22 protein-coding genes are annotated in these 24,726 nt (G+C 73.1%); 8 read left to right on the top strand and 14 right to left on the bottom strand.

Annotated features, from left to right (window positions below):
• The 4 genes from kdpB to ACWD4B_RS29065 all read right to left on the bottom strand — a co-directional run.
• Positions 1-1,560, bottom strand: a 1,560-nt coding sequence (gene kdpB / locus ACWD4B_RS29050) for a potassium-transporting ATPase subunit KdpB (protein ID WP_451423536.1), incomplete at its 3' end; no start/stop codon positions are given.
• Positions 1,560-3,224 carry a potassium-transporting ATPase subunit KdpA gene (gene kdpA / locus ACWD4B_RS29055; protein WP_451423537.1) on the bottom strand — a complete coding sequence of 555 codons (1,665 nt, stop codon included), beginning with the start codon at positions 3,222-3,224 and terminating at the stop codon, positions 1,560-1,562. The genes kdpB and kdpA, both read right to left, overlap by 1 nt.
• A 1-nt stretch (position 3,225) precedes the next feature.
• Positions 3,226-3,324: a K(+)-transporting ATPase subunit F gene (kdpF, locus tag ACWD4B_RS29060; protein WP_451423538.1), complete on the bottom strand. Its 99-nt coding sequence runs from the start codon at positions 3,322-3,324 to the stop codon at positions 3,226-3,228.
• A gap of 403 nt (positions 3,325-3,727) precedes the next feature.
• Positions 3,728-6,193: a DUF4118 domain-containing protein gene (locus ACWD4B_RS29065; protein ID WP_451423539.1), complete on the bottom strand. Its 2,466-nt coding sequence runs from the start codon at positions 6,191-6,193 to the stop codon at positions 3,728-3,730.
• 225 nt (positions 6,194-6,418) lie between these two features.
• Here ACWD4B_RS29065 and ACWD4B_RS29070 point away from each other — a divergent pair, with 225 nt between their 5' ends.
• Positions 6,419-7,198, top strand: a complete 780-nt coding sequence (locus tag ACWD4B_RS29070) for a hypothetical protein (protein ID WP_451423540.1) — start codon at positions 6,419-6,421, stop codon at positions 7,196-7,198.
• On the opposite strand, the gene ACWD4B_RS29075 is transcribed toward ACWD4B_RS29070, so the two are convergent.
• Positions 7,184-7,540 (bottom strand): helix-turn-helix domain-containing protein, encoded by a 357-nt coding sequence (locus ACWD4B_RS29075; protein ID WP_451423541.1) that lies wholly within the window; start codon positions 7,538-7,540, stop codon positions 7,184-7,186. The two genes, ACWD4B_RS29070 and ACWD4B_RS29075, sit on opposite strands and share 15 nt — an antisense overlap.
• Before the next feature lie 490 nt (positions 7,541-8,030).
• On the opposite strand from ACWD4B_RS29075, the gene ACWD4B_RS29080 reads away from it, so the two are divergent.
• The 3 genes from ACWD4B_RS29080 to ACWD4B_RS29090 all read left to right on the top strand — a co-directional run bounded on the left by ACWD4B_RS29080 (position 8,031) and on the right by ACWD4B_RS29090 (position 11,572).
• Positions 8,031-8,681: a DUF4360 domain-containing protein gene (locus tag ACWD4B_RS29080; protein ID WP_336415748.1), complete on the top strand. Its 651-nt coding sequence runs from the start codon at positions 8,031-8,033 to the stop codon at positions 8,679-8,681.
• Positions 8,682-8,827: 146 nt separating this feature from the next.
• Complete coding sequence (locus ACWD4B_RS29085) at positions 8,828-9,259, top strand: ATP-binding protein (RefSeq protein ID WP_451423542.1); 432 nt, start codon at positions 8,828-8,830, stop codon at positions 9,257-9,259.
• A 222-nt stretch (positions 9,260-9,481) separates the two neighbouring features.
• Positions 9,482-11,572 carry a SpoIIE family protein phosphatase gene (locus ACWD4B_RS29090; RefSeq protein ID WP_451423543.1) on the top strand — a complete coding sequence of 697 codons (2,091 nt, stop codon included), beginning with the start codon at positions 9,482-9,484 and terminating at the stop codon, positions 11,570-11,572.
• Here the strand turns inward: ACWD4B_RS29090 and ACWD4B_RS29095 are convergent.
• From ACWD4B_RS29095 to ACWD4B_RS29110, 4 genes are read right to left on the bottom strand one after another with little or no spacing between them, the layout of a single operon-like run.
• Positions 11,529-12,758: a cytochrome P450 family protein gene (locus tag ACWD4B_RS29095; protein WP_451423544.1), complete on the bottom strand. Its 1,230-nt coding sequence runs from the start codon at positions 12,756-12,758 to the stop codon at positions 11,529-11,531. The genes ACWD4B_RS29090 and ACWD4B_RS29095 overlap by 44 nt on opposite strands.
• The gene (locus ACWD4B_RS29100; protein ID WP_451423545.1) at positions 12,755-13,954 is read right to left on the bottom strand and encodes an MAB_1171c family putative transporter; all 1,200 of its coding nucleotides are present in this window, start codon (positions 13,952-13,954) and stop codon (positions 12,755-12,757) included. The genes ACWD4B_RS29095 and ACWD4B_RS29100 overlap by 4 nt, the downstream gene beginning before the upstream one ends.
• The gene (locus tag ACWD4B_RS29105; RefSeq protein WP_451423546.1) at positions 13,951-14,541 is read right to left on the bottom strand and encodes an ImmA/IrrE family metallo-endopeptidase; all 591 of its coding nucleotides are present in this window, start codon (positions 14,539-14,541) and stop codon (positions 13,951-13,953) included. The genes ACWD4B_RS29100 and ACWD4B_RS29105 overlap by 4 nt, the downstream gene beginning before the upstream one ends.
• Entirely contained in the window at positions 14,538-14,990 is a 453-nt protein-coding gene (locus tag ACWD4B_RS29110; protein ID WP_451423547.1) for a helix-turn-helix domain-containing protein, read from the bottom strand. The genes ACWD4B_RS29105 and ACWD4B_RS29110 overlap by 4 nt, the downstream gene beginning before the upstream one ends.
• Positions 14,991-15,351: 361 nt before the next feature.
• Here ACWD4B_RS29110 and ACWD4B_RS29115 point away from each other — a divergent pair, with 361 nt between their 5' ends.
• A complete protein-coding gene (locus ACWD4B_RS29115) occupies positions 15,352-16,566 on the top strand; it encodes an MFS transporter (protein ID WP_451423548.1) in 1,215 nt (404 codons plus the stop codon).
• An 18-nt stretch (positions 16,567-16,584) separates the two neighbouring features.
• On the opposite strand, the gene flK is transcribed toward ACWD4B_RS29115, so the two are convergent.
• Positions 16,585-17,019 (bottom strand): fluoroacetyl-CoA thioesterase, encoded by a 435-nt coding sequence (gene flK, locus ACWD4B_RS29120; protein ID WP_451423549.1) that lies wholly within the window; start codon positions 17,017-17,019, stop codon positions 16,585-16,587.
• A gap of 222 nt (positions 17,020-17,241) precedes the next feature.
• Here flK and panD point away from each other — a divergent pair, with 222 nt between their 5' ends.
• On the top strand, positions 17,242-17,658 hold the full coding sequence (gene panD / locus ACWD4B_RS29125; protein WP_336416002.1) for an aspartate 1-decarboxylase: 417 nt from the start codon (positions 17,242-17,244) through the stop codon (positions 17,656-17,658).
• A 47-nt stretch (positions 17,659-17,705) separates the two neighbouring features.
• Here panD and ACWD4B_RS29130 read toward each other — a convergent pair whose 3' ends face one another.
• The 4 genes from ACWD4B_RS29130 to ACWD4B_RS29145 all read right to left on the bottom strand — a co-directional run bounded on the left by ACWD4B_RS29130 (position 17,706) and on the right by ACWD4B_RS29145 (position 20,724).
• Positions 17,706-18,416, bottom strand: a complete 711-nt coding sequence (locus tag ACWD4B_RS29130; RefSeq protein ID WP_451423550.1) for an alpha/beta hydrolase family protein — start codon at positions 18,414-18,416, stop codon at positions 17,706-17,708.
• A 59-nt stretch (positions 18,417-18,475) separates the two neighbouring features.
• Positions 18,476-19,639: an MAB_1171c family putative transporter gene (locus ACWD4B_RS29135; RefSeq protein WP_451423551.1), complete on the bottom strand. Its 1,164-nt coding sequence runs from the start codon at positions 19,637-19,639 to the stop codon at positions 18,476-18,478.
• The gene (locus ACWD4B_RS29140; RefSeq protein WP_390779685.1) at positions 19,636-20,175 is read right to left on the bottom strand and encodes a toxin; all 540 of its coding nucleotides are present in this window, start codon (positions 20,173-20,175) and stop codon (positions 19,636-19,638) included. The genes ACWD4B_RS29135 and ACWD4B_RS29140 overlap by 4 nt, the downstream gene beginning before the upstream one ends.
• Before the next feature lie 108 nt (positions 20,176-20,283).
• Complete coding sequence (locus ACWD4B_RS29145; RefSeq protein WP_336415998.1) at positions 20,284-20,724, bottom strand: helix-turn-helix domain-containing protein; 441 nt, start codon at positions 20,722-20,724, stop codon at positions 20,284-20,286.
• A 290-nt stretch (positions 20,725-21,014) separates the two neighbouring features.
• Here ACWD4B_RS29145 and ACWD4B_RS29150 point away from each other — a divergent pair, with 290 nt between their 5' ends.
• On the top strand, positions 21,015-22,019 hold the full coding sequence (locus ACWD4B_RS29150) for a ParB/RepB/Spo0J family partition protein (protein WP_451423552.1): 1,005 nt from the start codon (positions 21,015-21,017) through the stop codon (positions 22,017-22,019).
• Positions 22,020-22,253: 234 nt separating this feature from the next.
• Positions 22,254-24,614, top strand: a complete 2,361-nt coding sequence (locus ACWD4B_RS29155; RefSeq protein WP_451423553.1) for a BTAD domain-containing putative transcriptional regulator — start codon at positions 22,254-22,256, stop codon at positions 24,612-24,614.
• Positions 24,615-24,726 lie beyond the last annotated feature (112 nt).

Below are 24,726 nucleotides of genomic sequence, written 5' to 3' on the forward strand. Positions count from 1 at the left end.
GCCGCCGGCCTGCTCGCGCTTGATGAGGGCCATCTTGTCCTCGGGCGTCGCCTCGGCCAGGAAGTCGTCGACCCCCGCCTCCTCCGCAATCGCCTGCGCGGTCAGGGGGTTGTCACCGGTGATCATGACGGTGCGGATGCCCATGCGGCGCAGCTCGTCGAAGCGTTCCCGGATGCCTTCCTTGACGACGTCCTTGAGGTGGATGACCCCCAGGACGCGGGCGCCGTCGGCGTCGTCCACGGCCACCACCAGCGGGGTGCCGCCGCTCTGCGAGATGCGTTCGGTGATCTCGTGCACCTCGTCCCCCGGCCGGCCGCCGCGGACGGTCACCCAGTCCGTCACCGCCCCCGCCGCGCCCTTGCGGATGCGGCGGCCGTCGACGTCCACCCCGCTCATCCGGGTCTGCGCGGTGAAGGGGACGAACTCGGCGCCCTCCAGCTCCCCTTCGCTGCGGGCCCGCAGCTGGTGGCGCCACTTGGCGAGGACGACGACGGAACGGCCCTCGGGCGTCTCGTCGGCGAGCGAGGACAGCTGGGCGGCATCCGCCAGTTCGTCGGCTCCGACCCCCTGGACCGGGAGGAACTCGGCGGCCTGGCGGTTGCCGAGGGTGATGGTGCCGGTCTTGTCGAGCAGCAGGGTGTTGACGTCGCCGGCGGCCTCGACGGCCCGGCCGGACATGGCCAGGACGTTGCGCTGGACGAGCCGGTCCATGCCCGCGATGCCGATCGCGGAGAGCAGGGCGCCGATGGTGGTCGGGATCAGGGCGACCACGAGCGCCACCAGGATGACGATGCTCTGCTCGGCCTTTGCATAGATCGCGAAGGGCTGGAGGGTGATCACGGCGATCATGAAGACGATGGTCAGCGAGGCCAGCAGGATGTTGAGGGCGATCTCGTTCGGCGTCTTCTGCCGGGCCGCGCCCTCGACGAGAGCGATCATCCGGTCGATGAAGGTCTCGCCCGGCTTGGAGGTGATCTTCACGACGATGCGGTCGGACAGCACCTTCGTACCGCCGGTGACGGCCGAACGGTCGCCGCCGGACTCCCGGATGACCGGGGCCGACTCGCCGGTGATGGCGGACTCGTCCACGGAGGCGACGCCTTCGACGACGTCACCGTCGCCCGGGATGATCTGCCCCGCCTCGACGACGACATGGTCGCCCAGCCGCAGCTCGGCGGCGGCCACCTCCTCCTCCCGCGGCGCCTCGGCGCCGGGCCGCCAGTCCGCCAGGCGGCGGGCCGTGGTGTGCGTCCGGGCGCGGCGCAGCGTCTCGGCCTGGGCCTTGCCCCGGCCCTCCGCCACCGCCTCCGAGAGGTTGGCGAAGACGGTGGTGAGCCACAGCCACGCCGCGATCACCCAGGGGAAGACGCCGGGGTCCTTCAGCGCCGACAACGTGGTGAGCAGGGCGCCCACTTCGACGACGAACATCACCGGGTTGCGCACCATCAGCCGCGGATCGAGCTTGCGCACGGCGTCGGGGAACGAGGTGAGCAGCTGCCCGGGGTCGAGCAGGCCGCCCGAGACGCGGTGCTGCCGGTGCTGGGGGAGCGAGTCGGACATCAGTGCAGTCCTTCCGCGAGCGGCCCCAGCGCCAGCGCCGGGAAGTAGGTGAGGCCGACGACGATGAGGATCACGCCGGCCAGCAGCCCGACGAACTGCGGCCGGTGGGTGGGCAGGGTGCCGGCCGTGACGGGCACCGGGCGCTGCCGGGCCAGGGCGCCGGCCAGTGCCAGCACGAACACCATGGGCAGGAAGCGGCCGAACACCATGACCAGGCCGAGTGCGGCGTTGTACCAGACGGTGTTGGCCTGCAGGCCGGCGAAGGCCGAGCCGTTGTTGTTGGCGGCGGAGGTGAAGGCGTAGAGGACTTCGGAGAAGCCGTGCGGACCGGAATTGGTCATCGCCTTCTGTTCGCCGGGCAGCGCCATGGCGATTCCCGCGCCGATGAGGACGATGGCGGGGGTGGTGAGAATGTAGAGGGAGGCGAACTTGATCTCGCGGCTGCCGAGTTTCTTGCCGAGGTATTCGGGCGTGCGGCCGACCATCAGCCCGGCGACGAAGACCGCGATGACGGCCACGACGAGAATGCCGTAGAGACCGGAACCGGTGCCGCCGGGGGCGATCTCGCCCAGCATCATGTTGAAGATCAGCAGCCCGCCGCCGCCCGGTGTGAACGAGTCGTGGGCGGCGTTGACCGCGCCGCACGAGGTGAGCGTGGTGGAGACGGCGAACAGCGCGGAGGACCAGATGCCGAACCGCTGTTCCTTGCCCTCCATCATGCCGCCCGCCGCGTGCCCGGCCGGACTGCTCACGCTGTGCAGCTCGTTGATCGTGACGACCGTGACCGAGGCCGCCCAGATCAGCGCCATGACGGCGACGATCGCGTACCCCTGGCGGCGGTCGCGGACCATGGTGCCGAAGGTGCGCGGCAGGGCGAACGGGATCACCAGGAGCAGGAAGATCTCGACGAGGTCGGTGAAGCCGGTGGGGTTCTCGAAGGGGTGGGCGGAGTTGGCGTTGTAGAACCCGCCGCCGTTGGTGCCCAGTTCCTTGATGGCCTCCTGGGAGGCGACGGGACCGCCGGTGATGCTCTGGTGGTCCCCGGCGATGGTCGTCAGGACCTGGGCGCCGTGGAAGTTCTGGATCGTCCCCGCCGCCACGAGCACGAGGGCGAAGACGAACGCGACCGGCAGCAGGACGCGCAGCACGATGCGGGTCAGGTCCACCCAGAAGTTGCCGATGTGATGGGTGCGCTTGCGGGTGAAGCCGCGGATCAGGGCGGCGACCACCGCGATGCCGACGGCCGCCGAGGCGAAGTTCTGCACCGCCAGGCCCGCCATCTGCACCAGGTGCCCCAGGGTCGACTCGCCCGCGTACGCCTGCCAGTTGGTGTTGGTGACGAAGGACGTCGCCGTGTTGAACGCCAGATCCGGGGCGACGGGCTTCATGCCCAGCGACAGCAGGAGACGGTTCTGCAGCCGCAGGAACGCGTAGAGGAACAGCACGGACACCGCGGAGAACGCCAGCAGGCTGCGCATGTAGGCGGGCCAGGTCTGTTCGGCGTCGCCGTCGACGCCGCCGGTGCGGTACACGAGCCGCTCGGCGCGGAGATGACGGGTGGTGGTCAGGCAGTGCGCGACGTAGTCGCCCAACGGCCGGTGGCACAGGGCGAGTGCGGCCACGAGGGCGAGGATCTGCAGCCAGCCCGCGAGGGTGTCGTTCACTTCAGAACCTCTCCGGGAAGATCAGGCAGTACAGCAGGTAGAGCAGCAGGCCCACCGCGACGACGAGGCCGGCAGTGTTCTCAGCGTGCTCGACGCTCACAGCCGTTCCACCCCCTTGACCGCAAGGTGGAGCAGGACGAAGGCCACGATCGTGAGGCCGACGAAGGCGAGATCAGCCATGGGCGATACACCTCGTGAAGGGTGAGGAAGTGGGGGGAAGCACCCGTCGGTTCCTGTGGGAGAGCTGTGGGGGACGGACCGACGGTGTGTGCGCCGACTCGTTCAAGCCACCGGTAGCGAAGCGCCGGACACCCGCCCTGGCGAGCCCTCTTAGCGCGCTCCTGACGCCAAGGGGCGCCATATTGACGGGGGCTTTATTGCGTTCGATGGCTTGTTCTGAACCCCGGACACGGGTGCGTGGCCGGAGGAACAAGATGGGTACACAGGCGCACACGGTAGTGGTAGGCAGAATGTGCAGCCCGGGAACACGCTGACGCGCGGGGTCACGGAGCGGTGGGCCGTGACGCCGCCGAGGCCGGCAGGACGAGCGTCACCGAAAAGGCCGCGGCGCGTGCGCCCGTGGACCGCAGCGAACCGCCCATGGCCTCGACCAGGTCCCGGGACAGTCGCAGGGCCAGGCTCCGGCCCCGCTCGGCCGGGGCGGGGGAGCCGTCCGTCCCGTCCGTGATGCGCAGAGCCACGCGGCCGCCTGGCAGCAACTCGGCGGCCACGACGGGCGGTTGGCCGGCCGGGCTGTGGCGCAGCGCGTCGGCGGCGAGGGCGGTGAGGGCGCGGGTGAGCAGGGCGGCGTCGGCGATGACGTCGGGCAGCTCCTCCGGCAGCGAGAGGACGAGCGTGTGGCCGCCGGGCCCGAGGTCGTCCAGGGCCGTGGTCAGCACCTCGCTGAGCTCCACCGGGCGGAGGTAGAGGTCGAGCGCCCCGGCGTGCAGCCGGCTCACGTCGTCCAGATCGGTGACGATCCGCCGCGCACGGCGCACGGACGACCGTGCGGCGGCTGCCCGTGCCTGTTCCGGCTCGTCCGTCCGCGCGAGGGCCCCGGCAGCAGCGTCCAGACAGGCCCTCAACTCGCGCACCGCCGTGACCAGAAGCGAGGCGCGGGTGCGCTCGGCGGCGGCGAAGGCGTCCGTCTCGGCGGCGTGCCGGGCGAGCCGCCCGTGGGTGTACGCCACCGCGAGCTGCGCGGCGCACGCGGCGAGGAGCTGCCGGTCCTCCCGGCTCAGTCCCTGGCCGCGCGCGGCCAGGGTGAGATTGTCGTCGACAGGGCTCTCCAGGTCCCCGTCGTAAGGCCGTTCGGGCGGCTGCTCGCCCGCACTGGCGACGACGTACCAGCGCGGCCGGGCGCTCGCACCGGGGTCCCGTTCGAGCAGACTCACCGCGGTGAGGCCGAAGTTCTCCCGGATCTGCTCCATGAGAGCGGGCAGGTCCTGCCCGTGCATCATCGCCGTGGCCAGCCGGCTCAGGGCCTGCGCCTCGGACGTGGCACGCACCGCCTGGTACGTGCGCCGGGAGGCGGCCCCCGCGGCCGAGCCGACGAGCGCGGCGACGGTGACGAAGACGACGAGCGCGAGGACGTCGTGCCCGTGCTCGACGGCGAAGGAGTGCGGGGGAGCGGTGAAGTAGTAGTCCGCCAGCAGCGCCGCGGCCACCGCGGCGACCAGGGCCGGCCACAGCCCGCCGACGAGGGCGATCACCACGACGGCCAGCAGGTAGAGGACCAGGTCGGAGGAGAGATCGAGACGGCCGCGCAACGCCGTCAGGGCCCAGGTCAGCGCGGGCAGCAGGAGCACCGTGCCCGCGGTCGCCAGCCAGTACCGCCGCCGGCCGGTACCCCGGTACGGGAGCGGCAGCCGGGCCAGGGCGGCGGAGCCGGCCGCCGCCTCGTGCGTGACGATGTGCACGTCGACGGGCCCGGAGCCGTGGATCGTCCGCTGCCCCACCCCGGCGTGCAGCAGCAGCGAGAGCCGGCCCCGGCGGCTCGCGCCCAGCACGATCTGGGTGACGTTCTCCGCCCGGGCGAACTCCAGCAGCGCCTCGACGACATCGTCCCCGGTGACCTGGTGGTAGCTGCCGCCCAGGGACTCCACGAGGGCGCGCTGGCCGTCGAGCGCGGCCGGGCTGCCGCCCACGAGCCCGTCGCCCGGGACGACATGGAGCGCCAGCAGCTCGCTCCCGGGGGTGCGTGCGGTGATCCGGGCGGCGCGCCGGACGAGCGTCTCGCCCTCCGCGCCGCCGGTCAGACCGACCAGGATCCGCTCACGGGTCTCCCAGGGGGTGGCGATGCCGTGGTCGGTGCGGTAGCGCTGGAGCCCCTCCTCCACCCGGTCGGCGAGCCACAGCAGCGCCAGTTCGCGCAGCGCGGTGAGGTTGCCGACCCGGAAGTAGTGCGTCAGCGCGGACTCGATGCGGTCCGCCGGGTAGATGTCGCCGTGCACCATGCGGCGGCGCAGCACCTCGGGCGGGAGGTCGACCAGTTCGATCTGGGCGGCCCGCCGGGCCACTTCGTCCGGCAGCGTCTCGTGCTGGACGACACCCGTGATCTGCTCGACCACGTCGTTGAGGGACTCCAGGTGCTGGACGTTGAGAGTGGTGACGACGTCGATGCCCGCGTCTAGCAGCTCCTCCACGTCCTGCCAGCGCTTGGCGTTGCGGCAGCCGGGCACGTCGGTGTGGGCCAGCTCGTCCACCAGGGCGGTCTGCGGTCGGCGGGCGAGCACGGCGTCCAGATCCATTTCGGTGAACGAGGCCCCGCGGTGCACCAGGGTGCGGCGCGGGACCGTCTCCAGCCCCTCGGCCAGGGCGGCGGTGAGCCGCCGCCCGTGCGGCTCGGCGAACCCGATGACGACGTCCGCGCCCTGGTCGCGCAGCCGCCGGCCCTCCTCCAGCATGGCGTACGTCTTCCCCACCCCGGGGGCGGCCCCGAGGTAGATCCGCAACGCTCCGCGCGCCATCGGCGGGCTCCTGCCGGGTCGGGTCCATGGCCGTCTGCCCTTCCATGGTGCTCCCGGCACCGTGCCCCGTCCTGGCGCGGCGTACTGGCTCGATTCTTGCGCTCACCCCGGAGCTTGGCCCGATCGTTGCCCGCCGTGACAGTGGGCGATGGGAACATCATTTTGTTGTGACGGTGGGGCTGTGCGTGAGAACGGGGAGCCGATGTGGCAGGGGACCAGGCGTCCTTGATCTCTGAATGGGTACTGCCCGCCGCCGTGTGCGCGCCCGTGACCTGGGTGTGTCTGATCTTCCGGTTCCGTGAGGACGGGCGGCTGCTGGGCACGGTGCGCTCGGCGGGGCTGACGGTCGCCGTGGTGCTGTGGACCTCCGGCATGGCGGCCGTGGCCAGCGGTCTGCTGCTGCCGCACGCGTCGAGCGTGCCGCCCGTGGCGGTGGGTGCCGCGGCCGGCTGGGGCGTCGCACCGCGCGGCCGGGCGGAGCAGAGCGGGGACAAGAGCGCCGTGATGGCCGTACTCACCCTCGGCAATTCGCTGTTGCTGCATCAGCTGGCCCTGCGTCTGCGGACCGACCGGGCCGAGTGGTGCGAGCGTATGGCCGGGGGATTCCGCGACTGCTGGGATCTCGACGCCTTCGCAGGCGGCGTCCGCCACCATCTGCTGCAGCGGGTGGACGCCCCGGGGCGTCCGGTGCGGCTGCGCACCCAGATGAAGAAGGAGATCAACGAGCGTCACTGCGAGGTGCAGATGGCCGCGCAGCGATGGATCACCGTGGAGACGAAGGTCGAGAAGGCCTGTCAGCACCACGCCCGGGCGGCCACGCGTGAGGAGGTCCGCCAGGTGCGCCGGGCGTTCGGCGAGGCGGAGCAGTATCTGGTCTGCCTGCTGGAACTGGCGCACGCCCACGGCAAGCGCAGCGATGCGGACCGACTCCTGGAGCTCAAGCGGCAGCACCAGTCCTGCGTGGCCATGGAGCAGATGGTGGGCGGCGGTTCAGTGAAAGCGTGAGTGGGCGTACGTGCCGGCCGGTGCCGTCACGTGCTGTGCGGTCGGCGCGGTGCCGGCGGGTTCGTGGGTGCCGGGGGAGTCGGAGAAGACGATCTCGACCCTGGCGTCGAGACATTCCGCGACGGCGGCGAGGGAGCGGAGGGTGAGATTCTCGCCGCCGGAGAGGATCTGGCTCACCCGGCCCGGCGAGACGCCCATGCGGTCGGCCAGGTCCTTGCGGGTCATGCCGCGTTCGGCGAGGAGCCCTGCGAGCGAGGCTGTCGCCTGCCGGGCCAGCCTGCCTCCCGCGGCCTGGGGGTCGCCGTGGTCGGTGCCCGCCTTGTTCGTCCGTCCCCACGCCATGGTGCCCCCCAGTGCTCCCGCGACAGCTGTCGCGTCGTCAGATGTGCTGCTCCTCTACGAGGATGCCACCTTTAGCTCTACCTAAAAGCCAGTCTGCGCGCCCGGGTGCCGCGACGCAAGGGTTCCGGGGTGTCCCGTGCCGTCTTGACCAGGCGATACGAGGTTGACGATGTTTTTCGGCCAGATCTGCGGAATCCCCCTTCCGGAGGCCCTCCCTCCCCCTGCCGGTAAGTCTGGCCAACTCCCCCTGCCCTCCCTATCATTCCGAACGCTCCCCGTCCCACGGGCCGTGGGAAACCGTGCGCTGACGTGGGCCCGGCCGCTGTTCGGCCGTGCCGCGACCGTCGGCCTCGGACGGTCCTTACGGTCCGGCACTCCTCGAATCCCGTCACCTGCCCTACCGCTCAGGGGTACCCGTGAGGATTCCCAGGTCTTCCTTGTCTTCCCCTCGGGCCTTCGCGGCCCGAAGACACTCGATGATTGGAGCGCCATGCCCGGTGGTCTGTTCACAGCCGGAGCGATAGCGGCGTTGTTCGCCTCGTCGCTCGCCACGCACAACCCCACCGTCATCAAGGACCCGCCGCCCGACAAGATCGTGATCGAGATCGCCACGGTCAACGGATCGGGCTGTCCGGCAGGAACCGCCGCCGTCGCGGTATCCCCGGACAACACGGCCTTCACCGTCACCTACAGCGACTACCTCGCCCAGGTCGGCGTCGGTTCCAAGCCCACCGACTTCCGCAAGAACTGCCAGCTCAACCTGATCGTCCACGTCCCGCAGGGCTTCACCTACGCGATCGCCAGCGCCGACTACCGCGGCTTCGCCTCCCTGGCGGACGGCGCGAACGGCCTGCAGAAGGCCTCGTACTACTTCCAGGGCTCGCCCGTCACCACGCCCAGCAGTCACGGCTTCAGCGGCCCCTACAGCGACAACTGGCAGGTCACCGACTCCGTCGACGTGGCCTCGCTGGTCTGGGCGCCCTGCGGTGAGATGCGGAACTTCAACATCAACACCGAGCTGAGAGTCAACGCCGGTTCCTCGGACCCGAGACGGACGACCAGCTTCATGACGATGGACTCGACGGACGGCGACATCAACACCGTCTACCACCTCGCCTGGAAGCAGTGCCCGAGCGCCTGAGCGCTGCCCCGCGCCCCTTGCGGGGCGCGGGGAACTGCACAGATCGCGATTCGTGAGGTTTCTGTGACTCCCGGGGTGTAGACCTCTGGCGGAAAGCGAGCGAGTGTGGGGAGGTCCGTCGCGCCACTCGATCGCACCAGAGCCAGATGCCTGTATTCAGCCGTGACACCCTGAGCCCCCGCATCCCCGTGCCGGGGCACGCCGTCTCGTTCCCGGCCTCGCCCCGGTCCGTGGCGGCCGCCCGGCGCTTCGCCGGGCGGCTGCTCGCCGAGTGGGGGCTGCACGACCTCGCCGACGACACCGCCCTGCTGCTCTCCGAGGTGGTCACCAACGCCGTCGTGCACGGCTGCGGGGGCACCGGGGACATCGAGCTCTCCCTCGGCCGCACGCCCGCGCACCTGCTCGCCCGGGTCACCGACACCGGGGGCCGGGCGCCGCTGTGCCGGCAGGCCGCGGAGGACAGCGAGAACGGCCGCGGCATGTGGCTGGTCGAGCAGCTCGCCGACGGGTGGGGCCACCACGCGTCCGGGACGGGCACGACCGTCTGGTTCACCCTCCCGCTCCCGGGGCCGCGCTAGGGCGCCCCGTAAGGGGCGCGGGGAACTGCGCGACAAGCCACCGACGGCCTGTAGCCGACGCACCACCCCCGGGGTCCGGGGCGCAGCCCCGAGAACCTCGACTGCGGGAGCGCCGTGTCCCGCGCCCCTGACGGGGCGCTGCAGGCTGCGGACCCGCCCCGTTCGGGGGGACCATGGAAAGCACTGCGGCGTCGAGGGCGGTGGGCGGAAGGAGGACCCCGGATGGGCACCAGCGACCCGCTCCCGGCGGGCCAGGAGTCCGAGGGGCCTGTCGCCTACGCGCCCGGAAGCCTTCTGGACAAGCTGGGCGTGGCCGCCGTGGTGCTCGACCAGGACGGGCGGATCGTGCTGTGGAGCGGGCAGGCCGAGGACCTCTTCGGCTGGACGGCCGCCGAGGCGCTCGGCCGGCACGCGGCCCCGCTGCTGGTCGCCGAGCAGCACCGCAAGGAGGTCCTGGGACTCTTCGCCCATGTGATGGGCGGGGGCAGGAGCTGGGCCGGCGTCTTCCCCGCCCGGCACAAGGACGGCAGCACACTGCTGCTGGAGTTCCGCAACATGCGCCTGGACGACCAGCACGGCCACCGCTACGCCCTGGGCATCGCCACCGACCAGAAGGTGCTGCGCGACGTCGAACGCCACCTGGCGCTCTCGCTGCAGCTCATCGACCGTTCCCCGATCGGCCTGGCCGTCCTCGGCACCGACCTGCGCTACATGATGGTCAACCCCGCCCTGGAGCGCATGCACGGCCTCCCGGCCGAGAAGCACCTCGGCAAGACCGTGGCCGAGGCCCTCCCGCACGCCGACGTGTCGCAGATCGAGGCCGACCTGCGCCGCGTCCTCGCGACCGGCACCCCGCTGCTCGACCAGCTGGCCGTGGGCCTGGCGGGCGGCGCCGCCGTAGCCGACCAGGCCCAGCTGGTCTCGTACTACCGCCTGGAGGACCCCGGCGGCCGGGTGCTGGGCCTCGCCGTCTCCGTCGTGGACGTCACCGACCGGCACCGCGCCATCGAGGAGTTCCGCCGCCGCATGCAGCTGATCGCCGACGCCTCCGTGCACATCGGCACCACGCTCGACCTCGACCAGACCGCCCGGGAGCTCGCCGAGGTCGTCGTGCCCCGCCTCGCCGACGTGGCCGCCGTCGACCTCCTGGACGCCATCCTGCAGGGCAGCCCCCCGTCCCCCGGCGACGGGGACGCCGTCTTCCGCGCCCTGGCCGTCGCCGCCGCCCGCACCCCCGGCGCCACCGAGGCGGCGGCCGCCGCCGACCCGACGGGGCAGATCGCCCAGTACGACGCCGACCGCCTGGTCACCCAATGCGTGCGCACCGGCCACCCCGTCCACCTGCCCCACGTGGGCGCGGGGGACCTGGCCCGTATCGCCCGCAACGAGAAGGCCGCCGCCCTGCTGGGGCGTGCCGGGGTGCACTCCTACATCGCCGTCCCGCTGATCGCCCGGGGCGAGGTGCTCGGCGCCCTGGACCTCAAGCGCGTCAGCAACCCCGAGCCGTTCGGCGAGGACGACCTCGTCCTCGCCGCCGAACTCGCCGCCCGGGCCGCGGTCTGCATCGACAACGCCCGCTGGTTCCAGCGCGAGCGCGCCACCGTGCTCACCCTCCAGCGCAATCTGCTGCCCCAGCGGCCCCAGCAGCCCGAGGGCATGGAGGTCGCCTACCGCTACCAGCCCGCCGGGGCGGCCAGCCAGGTGGGCGGCGACTGGTTCGACGTCGTCCCGCAGTCCGGGGGCGCCAGCGCCCTGGTGGTCGGCGACGTCATGGGCAGCGGCATCAACGCGGCCGCGGCCATGGGCCAGCTGCGCACCGCCTCCCGCACCCTCTCCGGGCTGGGCCTCGACCCCGCGCAGGTGCTGGAGCACCTGGACCAGACCGCCAGTGGTCTGGACCAGACGATCGCCACCTGCGTCTACGCCGTCTGCGACCCCGCCGCCGGCCTGTGCCGGGTCGCCACCGCGGGACACCTGCCCCCGGTGCTGATGCGCCCGGGCGCGCGGCCCGTCCTGCTCGACCTGCCGACCGGCGCCCCGCTCGGCGTCGGCGGCGTCCCCTTCGAGAGCATCGGCATGGCCCTGGCGCCAGGCGACCAGCTGGTGTTCTACACCGACGGCCTCGTGGAGACCCGGGACGAGGCCATCGACGTCCGCCTGGAGGCGCTGCTCGCCCTCCTCGACGGGCCCCGGCGCGACCTGGAGGAGACCTGCGACCTGCTGCTCACGGCCCTGCGCGAGGACAACGACCAGGACGACGTCGCCCTGCTCATCGCCCGCGTCGGCCCGTACCGCGGACCGGAAGCGCCCTGAGCGCCCGCGAACGGAACGACGTGCGCCACTGCAACTCCCCGGCGGGCACGGCGAGTCCGAGGTCCGGGAAGCGGTCCAGCAGCGTCTCCAGCGCGATCCGGATCTCCATCCGCGCCAGCGGCGCGCCCAGGCAGTAGTGGATGCCCTGGCCGAGGGCCAGATGCGCCTTGTCCGCGCGGTGGATGTCGAAGCGGTCGGGCTCGGGGTAGCGGTCCGGGTCGCGGTGGGCCGAGGCCAGGCACAGCATGACGGTGTCGCCCGGCGGGACGGCGACGCCGCCGATCTCCACCGGTTCGACGGGGAAGCGGCGGATGGCCAGCTGGTTGGGGTTCGCGTACCGCAGGAGCTCCTCCACGGCACCGGGCAGCAGCTCCGGCTCGGCACGCAGCGCGGCCAGCTGCTCCGGGTGCTGCAGCAGCGTCAGCAGGCCGCCGCTGATGAGGTGCTGGGCGTTCTCGCTGCCCGCCATCAGGATCAGGAACGCCAGCGAGACCAGCTCGTCCTCGCTGAGCCGGTCGCCCTCGTCGCGGGCCGCGATCAGGGCGGAGAGCAGGTCGTCCCCGGGCGCCGCGCGGCGGGCGGCGACCAGCTCCTGCAGGAAGCGGTGGACGCGGCCGACGGCCTCCACCACCTGGCCCGGGTGCTCGGGCGCCAGCATCGTGCCGATCCAGGCGGAGAACGGCCGCCGGTCCGCCTCCGGGACGCCCAGCAGATCGCCGATCACGACCAGCGGCAGCGGATTGCTGAACGCGGTGACCAGGTCGGCGCTGCCGTGCGCGGCCATGTCGGCCGCGAGCCCGTCGGCGAGGCGGTCGGCCGCCGCCTGTACGAGCCCGCCGAGGTCCTCGACCCGGCGCGGCGTGAAGCCCTTGGAGACCAGGCGGCGCAGCCGCATATGGTCCTCGGGGTCGATGTTCAGCAGGTTGGCGTCCAGGGCCGGGGGCAGGGAGAAGCCCTTGTAACCGACGCCGGAGCGCGCCTTGTTGACCGACAGCCGCGGATCGGTGATCCAGGCCCGGACGTCGGCCTCCCGCAGCACCAGCCACACCGGGGAGCCGTCCGGGAGCGCGATCCGGTGGACGGGCGCCGCCGCGCGCAGCCGCGCATAGCCGCGGTACGGGTCGGTGAGGAAGGCGGCGTCGAACGGCTGCGGGAGATTCTGGGCGGTCCGGTCCTGGCGGGTCATGCGGTCCTCTCCGGGGTGGCGGTGAGCGGGGTCTCTTCGAGGGCGGCCGTGACGACCGGTGAGGCGGCGAAGGCGCGGGCGAGCCCGCGCTGGAAGGCCAGTTCGGCGGCGAGGTCCTCGGGCCCGGCCGCCAGCGGGGTGCTCGCGTGCTCGACGGGCCGCACGCCCGCCTCCTTGGCCCGCAGCGCCCCGGCGAGCTGGGCCGCCTCGACCGTGGCGGCCAGGCCGTCGCCCGACAGGCCGGCCTCCGCCCCGTGCGAGCGCGCCGCCGCGGCGACCGCCGGGTCCATCCAGACCCGCAGCGCCCACTGGGCGTCGCGGATCTCGATGACGGTGCGGTAGAGCCGGGTGCGCCGGTCGGCGCCCGGCTCCAGCTCCAGGACGGGCTCGGGGACATGGGCCGTCAACGCCGCGTGCAGCGGCGTGAGTTCGCGGTGGGCGCGGCGCAGCTCCGCGCGCTCGCGCAGGGCGCTGAGCGACCGCCCCCAGTCGGGCATGGTCCAGCCGGCCGTCTTGCCGATGGTGTTGACCGACACCGCGATCGGCACCAGTGGCTCCCAGGCGTGCCCGCTGGTACCGAACTGCCCGGCCACGATGTCGGCGAACCGGCAGCCCGCATAGACCATCGCGGCGGGCAGGGTCAGGCTGACGAGCCGCAGCCCGCGGCGCAGCCAGGGCGTCGGGGCGATGCCCGCGTAGCGCCAGCACAGGATGCACACGTCGACCTGGTTCCAGGCGTAGGCGATCAGGTAGACGGCGAGGTACGCGGGGTAGAACTGGGCCTTCGACAGGGCGAAGTCCGTCGGCTTCTCCTGCAGTTCGGTGGCGGCCGAGAAGAGCGTCACCATGACGACGAGGACCGCGCCGATGCCGACGAGCCGGGGCGCGGCCCTGCGCCAGGCCACGTCGCGCTCGTACGTGAGGTGCAGCAGGACGAGTTGCTGGCAGGCGGTCAGCAGCATCACGCAGCTCTGGGTGAACAGCCCCGAGAAGTTGCGGATGCCGACGGCCTCGCTGGTGGCCACCCAGACCGCCGGGGTCGAGACCGTGAAGATCAGGAACGGGAAGAGGAAGTTCCCGACGAGCGCCCACTGGGCGGGCGAGCGGTCCGTGCGGAGGATCCGCAGTTTGTAGAGGAACGCCAGCAGGTTCACTGCCGCGCAGGCCGGATACATGATGCTGTTGAGCTGGTTCATTGCGCCTTTTCTTCTCCGCTCCGGTGCGCCGGGCTCTCCAGGGCCGACAGCCGGGCCGCCAGCTCCGCCGCCTCCGGCGGCACCTGCCACGTCCGCTGCGGTGTCCAGGTGCCGGTCCGCCGTCCCAGGAGCGAACCGACGAACTCGGCCTCGCGCTCGGCGGGGGAGTGGGCGTGCTCGCGCCCCAGCACCCGCTGCACCAGCCCGGGGTCGAGGGAGGGCATCAGCAGCCGGGTCGCCTCGGGGGACATCACCGGGGCGGCCTCGTGGTCGCAGACCAGGTGCCCGAGCTCGTGCAGGATCACCTGGCGCTGGTGGACCGGGGCCAGCCGCGCCTCGAAGGCGATGAAGTCGCTGCCCTCCGCCGAGATCCACATGCCGTCCGGACTGCCCGCGGGCAGCGGCAGCGGCACCAGGTGGACCGTACGGCCGAGGCAGGCGCCGATGTGGGCGCAGAGCGCCTGCACGGTCAACTCGCCCTCGGGCAGCCCGAGGGAACGGACGCGTTCCTCGCACTGCTGCCGGAAGGACGGGACCGGTGCCGTGTCGTTCGCGGATCTCCTCCGCCGCCAGCGCATCACCATCATCGACGTTCGTCGTCGCGGCCCGGCCGGCCCCGAGGGGGTGCCGGGAGGTCCCGTAAGGCGTTCTGCGCCTGGGCGGCGGAGGCGAGGATCTCGCCGATGAGCCCCGACAGCCGGTCCACGGGCGCGGCGGGGATCGGGGCGTCCGGCGCGCCGGGCCCGCCCGGTTCGCCCAGTTGTGAGTTCACCTGCTCGAAGACCTGCTCGTCGAGGAAGTAGGCGTCGCGTGAAATGCCCAGGCTGTGCGAGACCTTGAGCAGCGTCTCCAGCGTGAGGTTGCATCCGTCCGCGGACTCGGCGTGGGACAGGGTCCGCTTGGAGACGCCGGCCCGCTCCGCGAGTCCGGCCAGGGTGAAGGGCCCTTCGGGGTGGTGCCGTCGCACATACCGCAGGCGGCGGGCGACTTCGGCCTTCGCCCGGTGGATGCGCTCGTCTCCCCCCTGCTGCACCACTGCTCGTCTCCCCCGCGCGTCTCGCGTCCGGCCCCCTGACCGCAGGACTTTAACGTCCTGCTCAAGAGGCGATCCAGTCGCACGGGCGACAGTTCGGACTCCGGTAGCAAATGTCCGTATTGCTGCCGGACGGCGGTGCAGTACGTTGCGCCCGGGTGCAGCGAGTTGCAATATCCGCCACGAGATCGCTAACGTCCCAGACGCCGCGAGCGGCGCTCACTCAAAGCGACGGGGGTGCAGTGAGTGACGCCGCCCGCCTCGGCCCGGACGGCGCATAACTGCGTGGCCACGCCAACGGCTCTCGCCTAGCATGGCCGCATTGCCAAGCCTTCTGGCGTTTCCCGACGAGAGGGAGCCGGGCATGCGGTCGAAGGTTCCCCCGGCCTGGGCGCGTGCCGCCCTCGCGATGTTCGGCGTGGGATGGGGCGCCAATCAGTTCTCGCCCATGCTGCGGGTGTACCGCGAGCAGAACGGGCTCTCCGAGGCGGCCCTCACGGCGATGTTCGGGATGTACGCGCTGGGGCTCATCCCCGCCCTCCTCGTCGCCGGGCCGTACTCGGACCGCCGGGGCCGGCGCACCGTCATCCGGCCGGTCGTGCTGCTGTCCTCCGCCGCCACGCTCGTGCTGATGGCGGGAGGAACGCGGCCCGAACTCCTCTACGTGGGCCGCTTCCTGGCGGGAGTGGCGTCGGGGGCCGCATTCAGCGCGGGAAGCGCATGGGTGAAGGAGCTGTCGGCGCAGGCCCCGGCCGGTGCGGGCGCGCGCCGGGCGGCCGTCTTCCTGTCCGCCGGCTTCGGCGGCGGGCCGCTCGTCTCCGGAATGGCCGGGCAGTGGCTCCCGCTGCCGCGGATCACGCCGTACCTCCCGCACCTGCTGATCATGGCCGTGGTGACGCCCCTGGCGTGGCGGCTGCCGGATCCGGCGGCGGAGCGGGACCCCGCGCCCTGGCGGGCTCCCCGCGCGGCACGGCGGAAGCGGTTCCTGCTGGGCGTGGCGGTGTGGGCGCCGTGGGTGTTCGGCACGGCGACCGCCGCCTTCGCCACCCTGACGGCGCTGGCCGCCCCGCACACCCACGGGCTCGGCATCGCCTTCACCGGAGCCGTCACCGCCCTCACCCTCGGCACCGGCATCGCCGTCCAGCCGATGACGCGGCGGCTCGCCGCGCGGGGCGGCACGGCACGGGCCGCCGTCGTGGGCCTGCTGCTGGCCACGCTCGGATTCGTCGTCGCCGCCGGGGCCGCGGCCACCGGCTGGGTCGCGGTCGTGCCCGCGGCCGCCGTTCTCCTCGGCGCAAGCTACGGCATGCTGCTCGTGACCGGGCTGAGAGAGGTGGAACTCCTGGCCGACGAAGGGGAGTTGGCGGCCTTCGTCGCGATCTTCTACATGCTCATCTACATCGGGTTCGGCGCGCCCTACCTGTTCACCGTGTCGGCCGGACCGTTCGGCTACCCCTGGTGCCTGCTCGCTGCAGGGCTGGTGACGCTGCTGACCGTGTTCGTCACCCGTCCCGCGCTCCGCGACGAACCGGCCAGGGCGGCGGCTCCCGCCGAGGAGACTCCGCCCGTGCGCCGGTGACGGGCGGGGCGGAATTCCCTATTCGGGAACCGCTGTTGCGCGGCGCAGTTTCTCCTCGACGCCCTGCGTGAAACGGTCCAGGTCGACCACGGCGCGCTCGTGCGTCCCCGAGCCGATCTCGTCGAGACCGTCATGCGCCGCCACCTGCCAGGTGAGCCGCCGCCCGCGCGCCTCCACAAGCTCCACGGTGGCCGTGACGGTGAGCCCGGGCGGCGTCGCGGCCGAGTGCGTCACGGAGATCGCCGTCCCCAGACTGCCCTCGCCCGGGGCCAGGAACGGCTGCATCGCGCGGACGCATGTCCACTCCATCAGGCCGACCATGAATCCGGTGGCGAACACCTCGGGGAAAGTGGCGAACTCGGGTGATTCGGCGTAGAGATGCCGCACCGTCTTGTCCGGCGGAACCACATAGCGATGGGTGTACTTCGTGCCGACGACCAGGCCTTCGCGCATGCCCTGCTCCTCACAGCCGACCGGGAAATGTGGGCTGCGTCATAATCTACTCGGAGCGGCCTGATCGTTCCGCGGTGCGACCCGCCCCGTAAGGGGCGCCGTTGTCGCAGGAAGCAGGCTCGGGCCCGGCCCGGCGGCTCCCCGGCGCTGTAAAGTAGGGCGAACGCCCTTGACCTGCAAGAACGCAGGCAGGGAGCCTATCTTTCTTCCGGGAGTGCCTCGATGTACCGCACCATGATGAAGTCCAAAATCCACCGGGCCACCGTGACGCAGGCGGACCTGCACTACGTCGGCTCGCTGACCGTGGACGCCGACCTCATGGACGCCGCCGACCTGCTGCCCGGCGAGAAGGTCGACATCGTCGACATCAACAACGGCGCCCGGCTGTCCACGTATGTGATCGAGGGCCCGCGGGGCACGGGCGTGATCGGCATCAACGGTGCGGCCGCGCGGCTGATCAGCCCGGGGGACCTGGTCATCGTCATCGCCTACGGCTCCATGGACGACGCCGAGGCCAAGGCCTTCGAGCCGCGCGTGGTCTTCGTCGACGAGCACAACAAGGTGGCCGACCTCGGCAGCGACCCGGCCGCCGTGCCGGAGGGCTCGGGGCTCCTGCGCGGGGACCGGGTGACCGGCTGACGTCCCCGGGGGGCTCCGGCACGGAGCCCCCCCCCCGGGGACGCTGCTCAGACCCCGAGCGCGAGCTCCGCGATCACCCGCGCCGTCATCGCCCCGGCCTCCCGCACCGCCGGGTCCCGGCTCTCGCGGCAGCGGTGCACGGCGGGGTCGTACTCGGTCATGATCGCCCCGGCGTGGTCGGCGGGGATCTCCGTCAGCTCCGCCGCCCAGCCGTGCTCCGCGAGCGCGGCGCGGAACTTCCGCGAGTACGCCACGTCCTCCAGCGTGTCCTGCGTGCCGTGCACCAGCCGCACCGGCACCGGCACGTCCGCCGCCCGGCCGGCGGCCAGGTCGTCGAACAGCACCGTGCCCGTGGTGCGCGCCGGGCGGTCGTACTGGGCCGCGATGCCCACGACCGCCGAGGGCCGCTGGCCCCCGGACGTCTCCGGGCGCAGGGCGACCCCCAGCGCCGCCGGGGCCCCCGCGGACCAGCCGGCGACGACGAGCCGGCCGCCGGCGGCGTGGTCGCGGGCGAAGGCCAGCGAGTCCAGCAGCTCGGCCTGCCCGCCGTCCGCCGCGTCCGCGCGCCAGTCGGGCACGAGCACGACGACGCCCTGCGCGGCCACCGCCCGCGCCAGCGGCTCCATCACGTCCCGCTCGTCGGGCCCGGAGCCGTGCCACAGCAGCACGGTCGGCGCAGCGGGGGCGGTGACGCCCCCGGGTCGGTAGATGTCAACGGACTTGCCGAGCGAGGTGGTTGCGAGCTCGTGCTCCGGCACAGTGGTCCTCCCGGTCGGATGGTGATCGTCGGCAGGACGCTATCAACGTCCCGTCCGCGTCAGCGGAACGCCTCCGCCACCCGCACCAGCCAGGCGGTCTCCGCCGCGAGGTCGGGGTGTGCCGGGCAGTGGTCCAGTGCCCCGGGCCCGTCGGCGGGCACGGGACGGCCCTGCGCCCGGGCCGTCAGCGCCGCCCTGATCCGGGCCGCCTCGGCGTGGGCGCTGAGCGCGTCGCCCGACAGGCCCGCCCGGGCACCGTCGCGCAGGGCCGTGGCCACGGTCTCCGGGGCGGCGTGGGCGCGCAGGGCGAGCTGTCCGTCGCGGATCTCGATGACCCTGCGGTAGAGGCGGAACTCCAGCTGCCGCACCGCCAGCCGGTCGGCGAATGCGCTGCGCGCGGGCGCCAGCGCGATGGACGGGACGGCCCGGTGCAGCTCCGACCACAGGGGGTACAGCCGGCGGTGGCGCCGGTAGGCCGTCACCCAGCGCCCGGCCGCGGCCACCTGCGGCCCCCAGCCCGGCAGCGTCCAGCCCACCAGGGTCAGTGCGGAGCCGACGTCCCCGCACACCCACGCCGTCGTCTCCCACGCGCGCAGGTCGAAACCGAAGGCGATGCCGAGGACGTTCCCGGCCCGGACGGCCCCGTAGCCGAGGGTCAGGAACGCGCCGGCCGCCGTGACCAGCAGGCCCCGCCGCAGCCAGGTCCGTCCGGCCACCCGGGCGTAGCCGGAGCAGGCGCGGACGACATTGATCTCCCCGGCCAGGTAGATGCCGATGTAGACGGACAAGTAGGCGATGTAGTACGGGTCGTGGACGTAGTAGAGCGTGAAGTCCTTCGGCCGCTGGCGGGCCGGGGTGAGCAGGCAGAAGAGCACGACCAGTGCCGCAACGGCCGTGGCGCAGAAGCCCAGTTGCCAGCGGACCAGCCGCCGCGCCGTCTCCGGCGGGCGCGCCCAGTAGGTGAGCACGGTCTGCTGGCCGACGATCAGGGCGACGACGCAGCTCTGCGCCAGCAGCGCGGCGATGTTGGGCACTCCGGCCAGCCGGTCGACCAGCACCCACACGGGCGGCAGTGAGACGAAGAAGCTCAGCCCCGACAGCGCGAAGACCGCGCACAGCGCGAGCAGGGCACGGTCACCGGGATTCCGGCGCAGGGCACGGCACTTGTAGAACAGACCCGCCCAGGCGGCTACGGCGCCGAGCAGGTGGAACGCAGGTATCACAGGTCGTCCTGGGGGGAGGGTGCGGTGTTGCGCAGCGAACGGTCCAGACGCTGCACGCTCTCGGCCGCCTCGCGCGGCACGGTCCAGTTGCGTTCCAGGGGAGGCCGGTTGGCCTCCTGCAGGATCAGCGACGCGACCATCTCGGCCTCCTGTTCCTCGGCCGAGGTGTAGTACGTGCGGGCCAGGACACCCTGGACCATCCGCGGGTCGAGATTCGGCAGCAGCAGCCGGGACGTCTCCTCGCCCAGGACCGCGTTCTCCTTGTGCCCGCAGATCACGTGCCCCAACTCGTGGGCGATGATGTGTTCCTGGTGGAGCTGGCTGGTGTCCTGCTCGTAGAAGATGTAGTCGACGTCCGTTGCCGAGATCCAGAGTCCGCAGGGCCCGTCGACGGGCAGCCGGACGGGCTCCAGGCGGATGGGGCGGCCGTGCCGCTCGGCCACGCGCCCGCACAGCTCCCAGATGTCGAACGGTGACGGTATGTCCAGGCTGCGGACCAGCTCCAGGCTTCGCCGGTGCAGCCTCTTGAAGTTCACGGCGTGGTCCCCCGCATCTGTCCCATGGCTGCCGTGTCCGTCCCGGCCTGCTCCGCCGGGGCGATCACGGTGTTCGAGAGCGAGCCCTGACGGGCCCGGTGGAGGCCGCTAGGAGTGCCTCTCGGGCGGAGCGGTCGGCAGACCCTCCAGCTCCCGTACCCGCTCGATCACTTCGTTGATCGAGTGCAGGCTCTCGGGGGAGAGCCCGGCCGCCCGCAGGGCGACGCGCTGCACCTGGGTGTCCCGCAGAGCCACCAGCAGTCGGAGGTCGGCGTTGACGGCGGCCGTGACCCGGTCGTCGAAGAAGTACGCCGGAGGCACGCCGAAGAACTTCGCGAGCGCCTCCACGTGACGCAGTGTCGGGTTGTTCCGCTGGCCCTTGCGCAGCAGCCAGATGTAACTGCCGGAGATCGGCACGCCACCCGCCGTGATCGAGCGGGCCACCTCCTCGGTGGTGTACGGCTCCCGGCCGGCCGGCACCACTGTCCGGAAAAGGTGATTCAGCTTGTCGGCGAGCGTGTGCTCGTCCGTGGTGTCCGGTTCGTTCATGATTCCACCTCCCTCCCCGCGGTCAATCTAGCGTAAGGGTCACGGGCCGGCTCCATGTGCCCGCGCCCGTAATGCGGTTGACAGCGGTGGCGATCGCTCCATAGCGTCCTGGTGGCGACTGGATCGACTGGTGTTGGACGCCCTGCTCCGGCGATCAATCACCAGTTGGCGGGGGCGGTTACCAGGCTTCCCCCCGCCGCGCGGTCCCGTCGCCCGGCAGGAGGTTCTTCTGGATGGGGGATGTCGTGACGACGTGTGGACAGACGACGACAGCAGAGACAGCCGGCAGCATGGAGGACGGGACGGAGGACGGCTACCCGGGCGGCTTTGAGGCGCAGCGGACGGTCGTGCTCCCGATCGGCTCCCTGCGGCCATCCCACTCGCCCCGGGTGGGGGGTGAGGATCCCCGGCACGTCCAGACGCTCGCCGGGGTCGAAGGCCCGCTCCCGCCGATCGTCGTGCACCGCGCCAGCATGCGCGTCGTCGACGGCATGCACCGGCTGCGGGCGGCCCGGCTGCGAGGCGACGAGCGCATCACGGCCCGCTTCTTCGACGGCAGCGAGGACGACGCCTTCGTCCACGCGGTCCGCCTGAACACCCTTCAGGGGCTGCCGCTCACCCAGGCCGACCGCGCGGCCGCCGCCACCCGCATCATCCACACCCACCCGTACTGGTCGGACCGGCTCATCGCGTCGACCGCCGGGCTCTCCGCGAGCACCGTCGCCTCGCTGCGCAAGCGCGCCGCGGGCGAGGCCGCGCAGGTGAACGCCCGCACCGGCCGGGACGGCCGGGTCCGCCCGCTCAACGCCGCCGAGGGCCGCCGCCGCGCCCGCGCCCTGATCGAGGCCAAGCCGCAGGCCACCCTGCGCGAGATAGCCGACGTCGCGGGCATAGCCCTCGGCACCGCGCGGGACGTGCGCGAGCGGATGCGCACGGGCCAGGACCCGGTGCCCAAGAAGCTGCGCGACGCGGAGAGCCGGCTCGCCGCCGAGATGACGTTACACACTCCTCGCCGCCCCGCCCCGGTGGCGCCGAAGGCCACCGCCGACGGCATGCAGGACGAGACCGGCGGCGCCCCCCTGCCCAAGCTGCGCAAGGACCCCTCGCTCCGCTTCACCGAGGGCGGGCGGACCCTGCTGCACCTGCTGAGCGCCAACGCCATGGGCGGCGAGCGGTGGCGCCGGCTGCTGGAGAGCGTGCCCGCACACCGCCGCACGATGGTGGCCCAGGCCGCCCGGCACACCGCCGAGACCTGGCTGCGGTTCGCCATCGAGCTGGAGCGCAGAGCCATGTGACGGGCCGTCGGCCAGGGGGTGTCCGGATAGGTCGCCGCCCCCGTGCGAGGCGCGGGGACGGTACGTCATCTGCGGGTGCGTCGTGGCTGATCGCGCCCACGCGGCGGAGCCGCACATGTAACAGTCCCGCGCCCCTTACGGGGCGCTGCAAGACGGGGGAACGACCCCGCGAGTGCGCCGCCTCGCGGGGAACGACGGTGCGCGGCCGTCCGGCCGCGGACGACGGGGGCAGACATGAGCGGACTCGGCGACATCACGGCGGTACGGCGACCGGGCGGGCCGCAGGAGGTGAGCGTCACCCTCCTCGGACCGCTGTCCGTGCGCGTCGGCGGCACACCGGTCGGCATCGGCAGCCGCGCGCAGCGCACCGTCCTCGCCCTGCTCGTCCTGGCGCGCGGCCGGGAGGTCCCCGCCGCCGAACTCGCGGGCGCACTGTGGGACGGCCGGCCGCCGGCCTCGGCACGGACCCGCACCGCCCTGCACGTCCTGGCCCTGCGCGCGGCCTTCCGCGCCGCGGGCCACCGCGGCCCGCTCGTCCTGGGCGGCCCCGCTGGCTACCGGATACCCGCCGAGGCCGTCCGCGCGGACGTCGGCGCCTTCGACGCCCTGGTCGCCGCCGCGCGCGAGGCGGCGGGCAAGGGCGCGTTCGACGCGGCCGGCCGGCTCTACCGGCGCGCCCTCGACCTGTGGCACGGGCCCGCGCCCGCCGGCCTCGGCGGCCCGGCGGTCCGGGCCGAGGCGGACCGGCTGCGCGCCCGGCACCTGGAGGTCTGCACGGCCTGGAGCGGCGCCGAACTCGAAGCCGGCCGGCACCGGCAGCTCGTCCCCGCCCTGACGGCCGCCGTCCGCGACCACCCGCTGCACGAACAACTGCGGCACAACCTCATGCTGGCGCAGTACCGTTCCGGCCGGCCCGCCGAGGCGGCCGAGGAATTCCGGGCCTGGCGGCTCCGCTGCACCACGGAGCTCGGCCGGGAACCCGGACCGGCCGTACGGGCCCTCTACTACACCGTCCTGCGCGACGCACCGGCGCCGCCGGGACGCGCCGAACCGCGGCCCCGCACCGCATCGGCCCAACTTCCGCCGGACGTCCTGGCGTTCACCGGCCGCACGAGGGAAATGCGGCGGCTCGACGCGCTGCTGAACGACGGCGCGGCCCCGCCCGCCCCGCTCGCACTGGTGACGGGATCCGCCGGCGCGGGCAAGAGCGGGCTCGCCGTGCACTGGGCGCACCGCTCCGCTCCGGCCTTCCCCGACGGCGTGCTCTACGCGGACCTCGCCGCGCACGACGACGGCCCGGCCGCCGTCCACGCCCTGATGGGCCGCCTCCTGCGCGCCCTCGGCACGCCCGGCCGGGAGATCCCCGAGGACCGGTCCACGCGCACCGCGTTCTACCGGGCGGCGCTGGCGAACCGCCGCACCCTCGTCCTGCTCGACAACGTCCCTGCTCCCGCCTGGGTGTTGCCGTTCCTGCCGGGCAGCGGCAGCAGCCGGGTGCTGGCGACCAGCCGACGGCAGGCGGACCACACGGCCGTCGCCCAGGGCGCCGTCCTGGTCGACCTCGGCCCGCTGCCCGGACCGGAGGCGGCCGCGCTCGTCGGCCGGATCGCGGGGGAGGAGCGGTGCGCCGCCGAGCAGGATGCGGTACGGCGGCTGTGCGCACTGTGCGACGGGCTGCCGCTCGCGCTGCGCATCGCCGCGGGCCGCCTGGCCGCCCGGCCGGAATGGTCCGTCGGCCTGCTGGCCGGCCGACTTGCCGACGAGCGGCGCCGGCTGGACGAACTCTCCCTCGGCGGCCTCGACCTGCGCACCAGCCTCGGGCGCAGCTACCACCGCCTGCCCGCGGACGAGGCCCGGGCCTACCGCAGGCTCGCCCTGCTGGAGACGCCGGAGGTCACCGCATGGGCCGCGGGCGTCCTGCTGGGCATGCCGGCGGCCGCGGCGGAGGACCTGCTGGAACGGCTGGCCGCAGTGAACCTGCTCACCTACACGGGCACCGGCACCGACGGCAGCGAGCGCTACCGCCTCCCCGGGCTGCTGCGGCTCTACGCGCGGGAACGCGCGGAGACGGAGGATCCGGCCCACGACCGGCAGGAGGCGCGCGACCGCGCCGGCGCCCTGCTGTTCGGGACGCGCGGCGGCGAGCGGCGCGAGGCGGTCCGGGCCCTGTGCCGGCTGGCCGGTGCCCACGCCCGGCAGGAGCGTTTCGCCCGGGCCGCGGCCGCGTACCGCCAGGTGCTGCGGCTGGCACGGGAGCAGGGCGACCCGGCGGGGGAGGCGGCGGCACTGCTGGGTCTGGGCGAACTCGCGGCGGCCGACGGCCACTTCGACGAGGCGGACCGCCGTCTGAGGGCGGCGCTGACGGCCGCGGCCAAGGCGGACGACCTCGCGTTGACGGCCAGGGCCCACCTGGCACTGGGCCGCCAGTGCCGCGCCCTGCACCGCCCCGGGCCTGCGGCCCGCCACCTGGACGCCGCTGTACGGGCGTACCGGCTCCTGGGTTCCTTCCCGGGCGAGTTGGCGGCATCGGAGGAGTTGGCCCTGCTGGACACGGAACCGGCGCTGGACCTGGTACCGCGGCAGGCACTGCGCTGAGCGGACCGCTTGCGGCTGCGGGTGCGTCCTGGCTGGTCGCGCAGTTCCCCGCGCCCCTGACGGGGCACGAACCCCCGAGGCGCGGGGGGGGGGGGGGGGGCGCGGCGCGGCG

This window comes from Streptomyces sp. NPDC002536 (genome assembly GCF_053594995.1).

Bases quoted from the DNA above. Each gene is read 5' to 3' on its own strand.
- ACWD4B_RS29155 (WP_451423553.1), top strand. From the start codon at position 22,254: ATGAGCGGACTCGGCGACATCACGGCGGTACGGCGACCGGGCGGGCCG.
- flK (WP_451423549.1), bottom strand. From the start codon at position 17,019: ATGCGCGAAGGCCTGGTCGTCGGCACGAAGTACACCCATCGCTATGTG.
- ACWD4B_RS29085 (WP_451423542.1), top strand. From the start codon at position 8,828: ATGCCTGTATTCAGCCGTGACACCCTGAGCCCCCGCATCCCCGTGCCG.
- ACWD4B_RS29105 (WP_451423546.1), bottom strand. From the start codon at position 14,541: ATGATGGTGATGCGCTGGCGGCGGAGGAGATCCGCGAACGACACGGCA.
- ACWD4B_RS29150 (WP_451423552.1), top strand. From the start codon at position 21,015: ATGGAGGACGGGACGGAGGACGGCTACCCGGGCGGCTTTGAGGCGCAG.
- panD (WP_336416002.1), top strand. From the start codon at position 17,242: ATGTACCGCACCATGATGAAGTCCAAAATCCACCGGGCCACCGTGACG.
- ACWD4B_RS29080 (WP_336415748.1), top strand. From the start codon at position 8,031: ATGCCCGGTGGTCTGTTCACAGCCGGAGCGATAGCGGCGTTGTTCGCC.
- ACWD4B_RS29075 (WP_451423541.1), bottom strand. From the start codon at position 7,540: ATGGCGTGGGGACGGACGAACAAGGCGGGCACCGACCACGGCGACCCC.
- ACWD4B_RS29115 (WP_451423548.1), top strand. From the start codon at position 15,352: ATGCGGTCGAAGGTTCCCCCGGCCTGGGCGCGTGCCGCCCTCGCGATG.
- ACWD4B_RS29090 (WP_451423543.1), top strand. From the start codon at position 9,482: ATGGGCACCAGCGACCCGCTCCCGGCGGGCCAGGAGTCCGAGGGGCCT.
- ACWD4B_RS29145 (WP_336415998.1), bottom strand. From the start codon at position 20,724: ATGAACGAACCGGACACCACGGACGAGCACACGCTCGCCGACAAGCTG.
- ACWD4B_RS29065 (WP_451423539.1), bottom strand. From the start codon at position 6,193: ATGGCGCGCGGAGCGTTGCGGATCTACCTCGGGGCCGCCCCCGGGGTG.
- ACWD4B_RS29095 (WP_451423544.1), bottom strand. From the start codon at position 12,758: ATGACCCGCCAGGACCGGACCGCCCAGAATCTCCCGCAGCCGTTCGAC.
- ACWD4B_RS29100 (WP_451423545.1), bottom strand. From the start codon at position 13,954: ATGAACCAGCTCAACAGCATCATGTATCCGGCCTGCGCGGCAGTGAAC.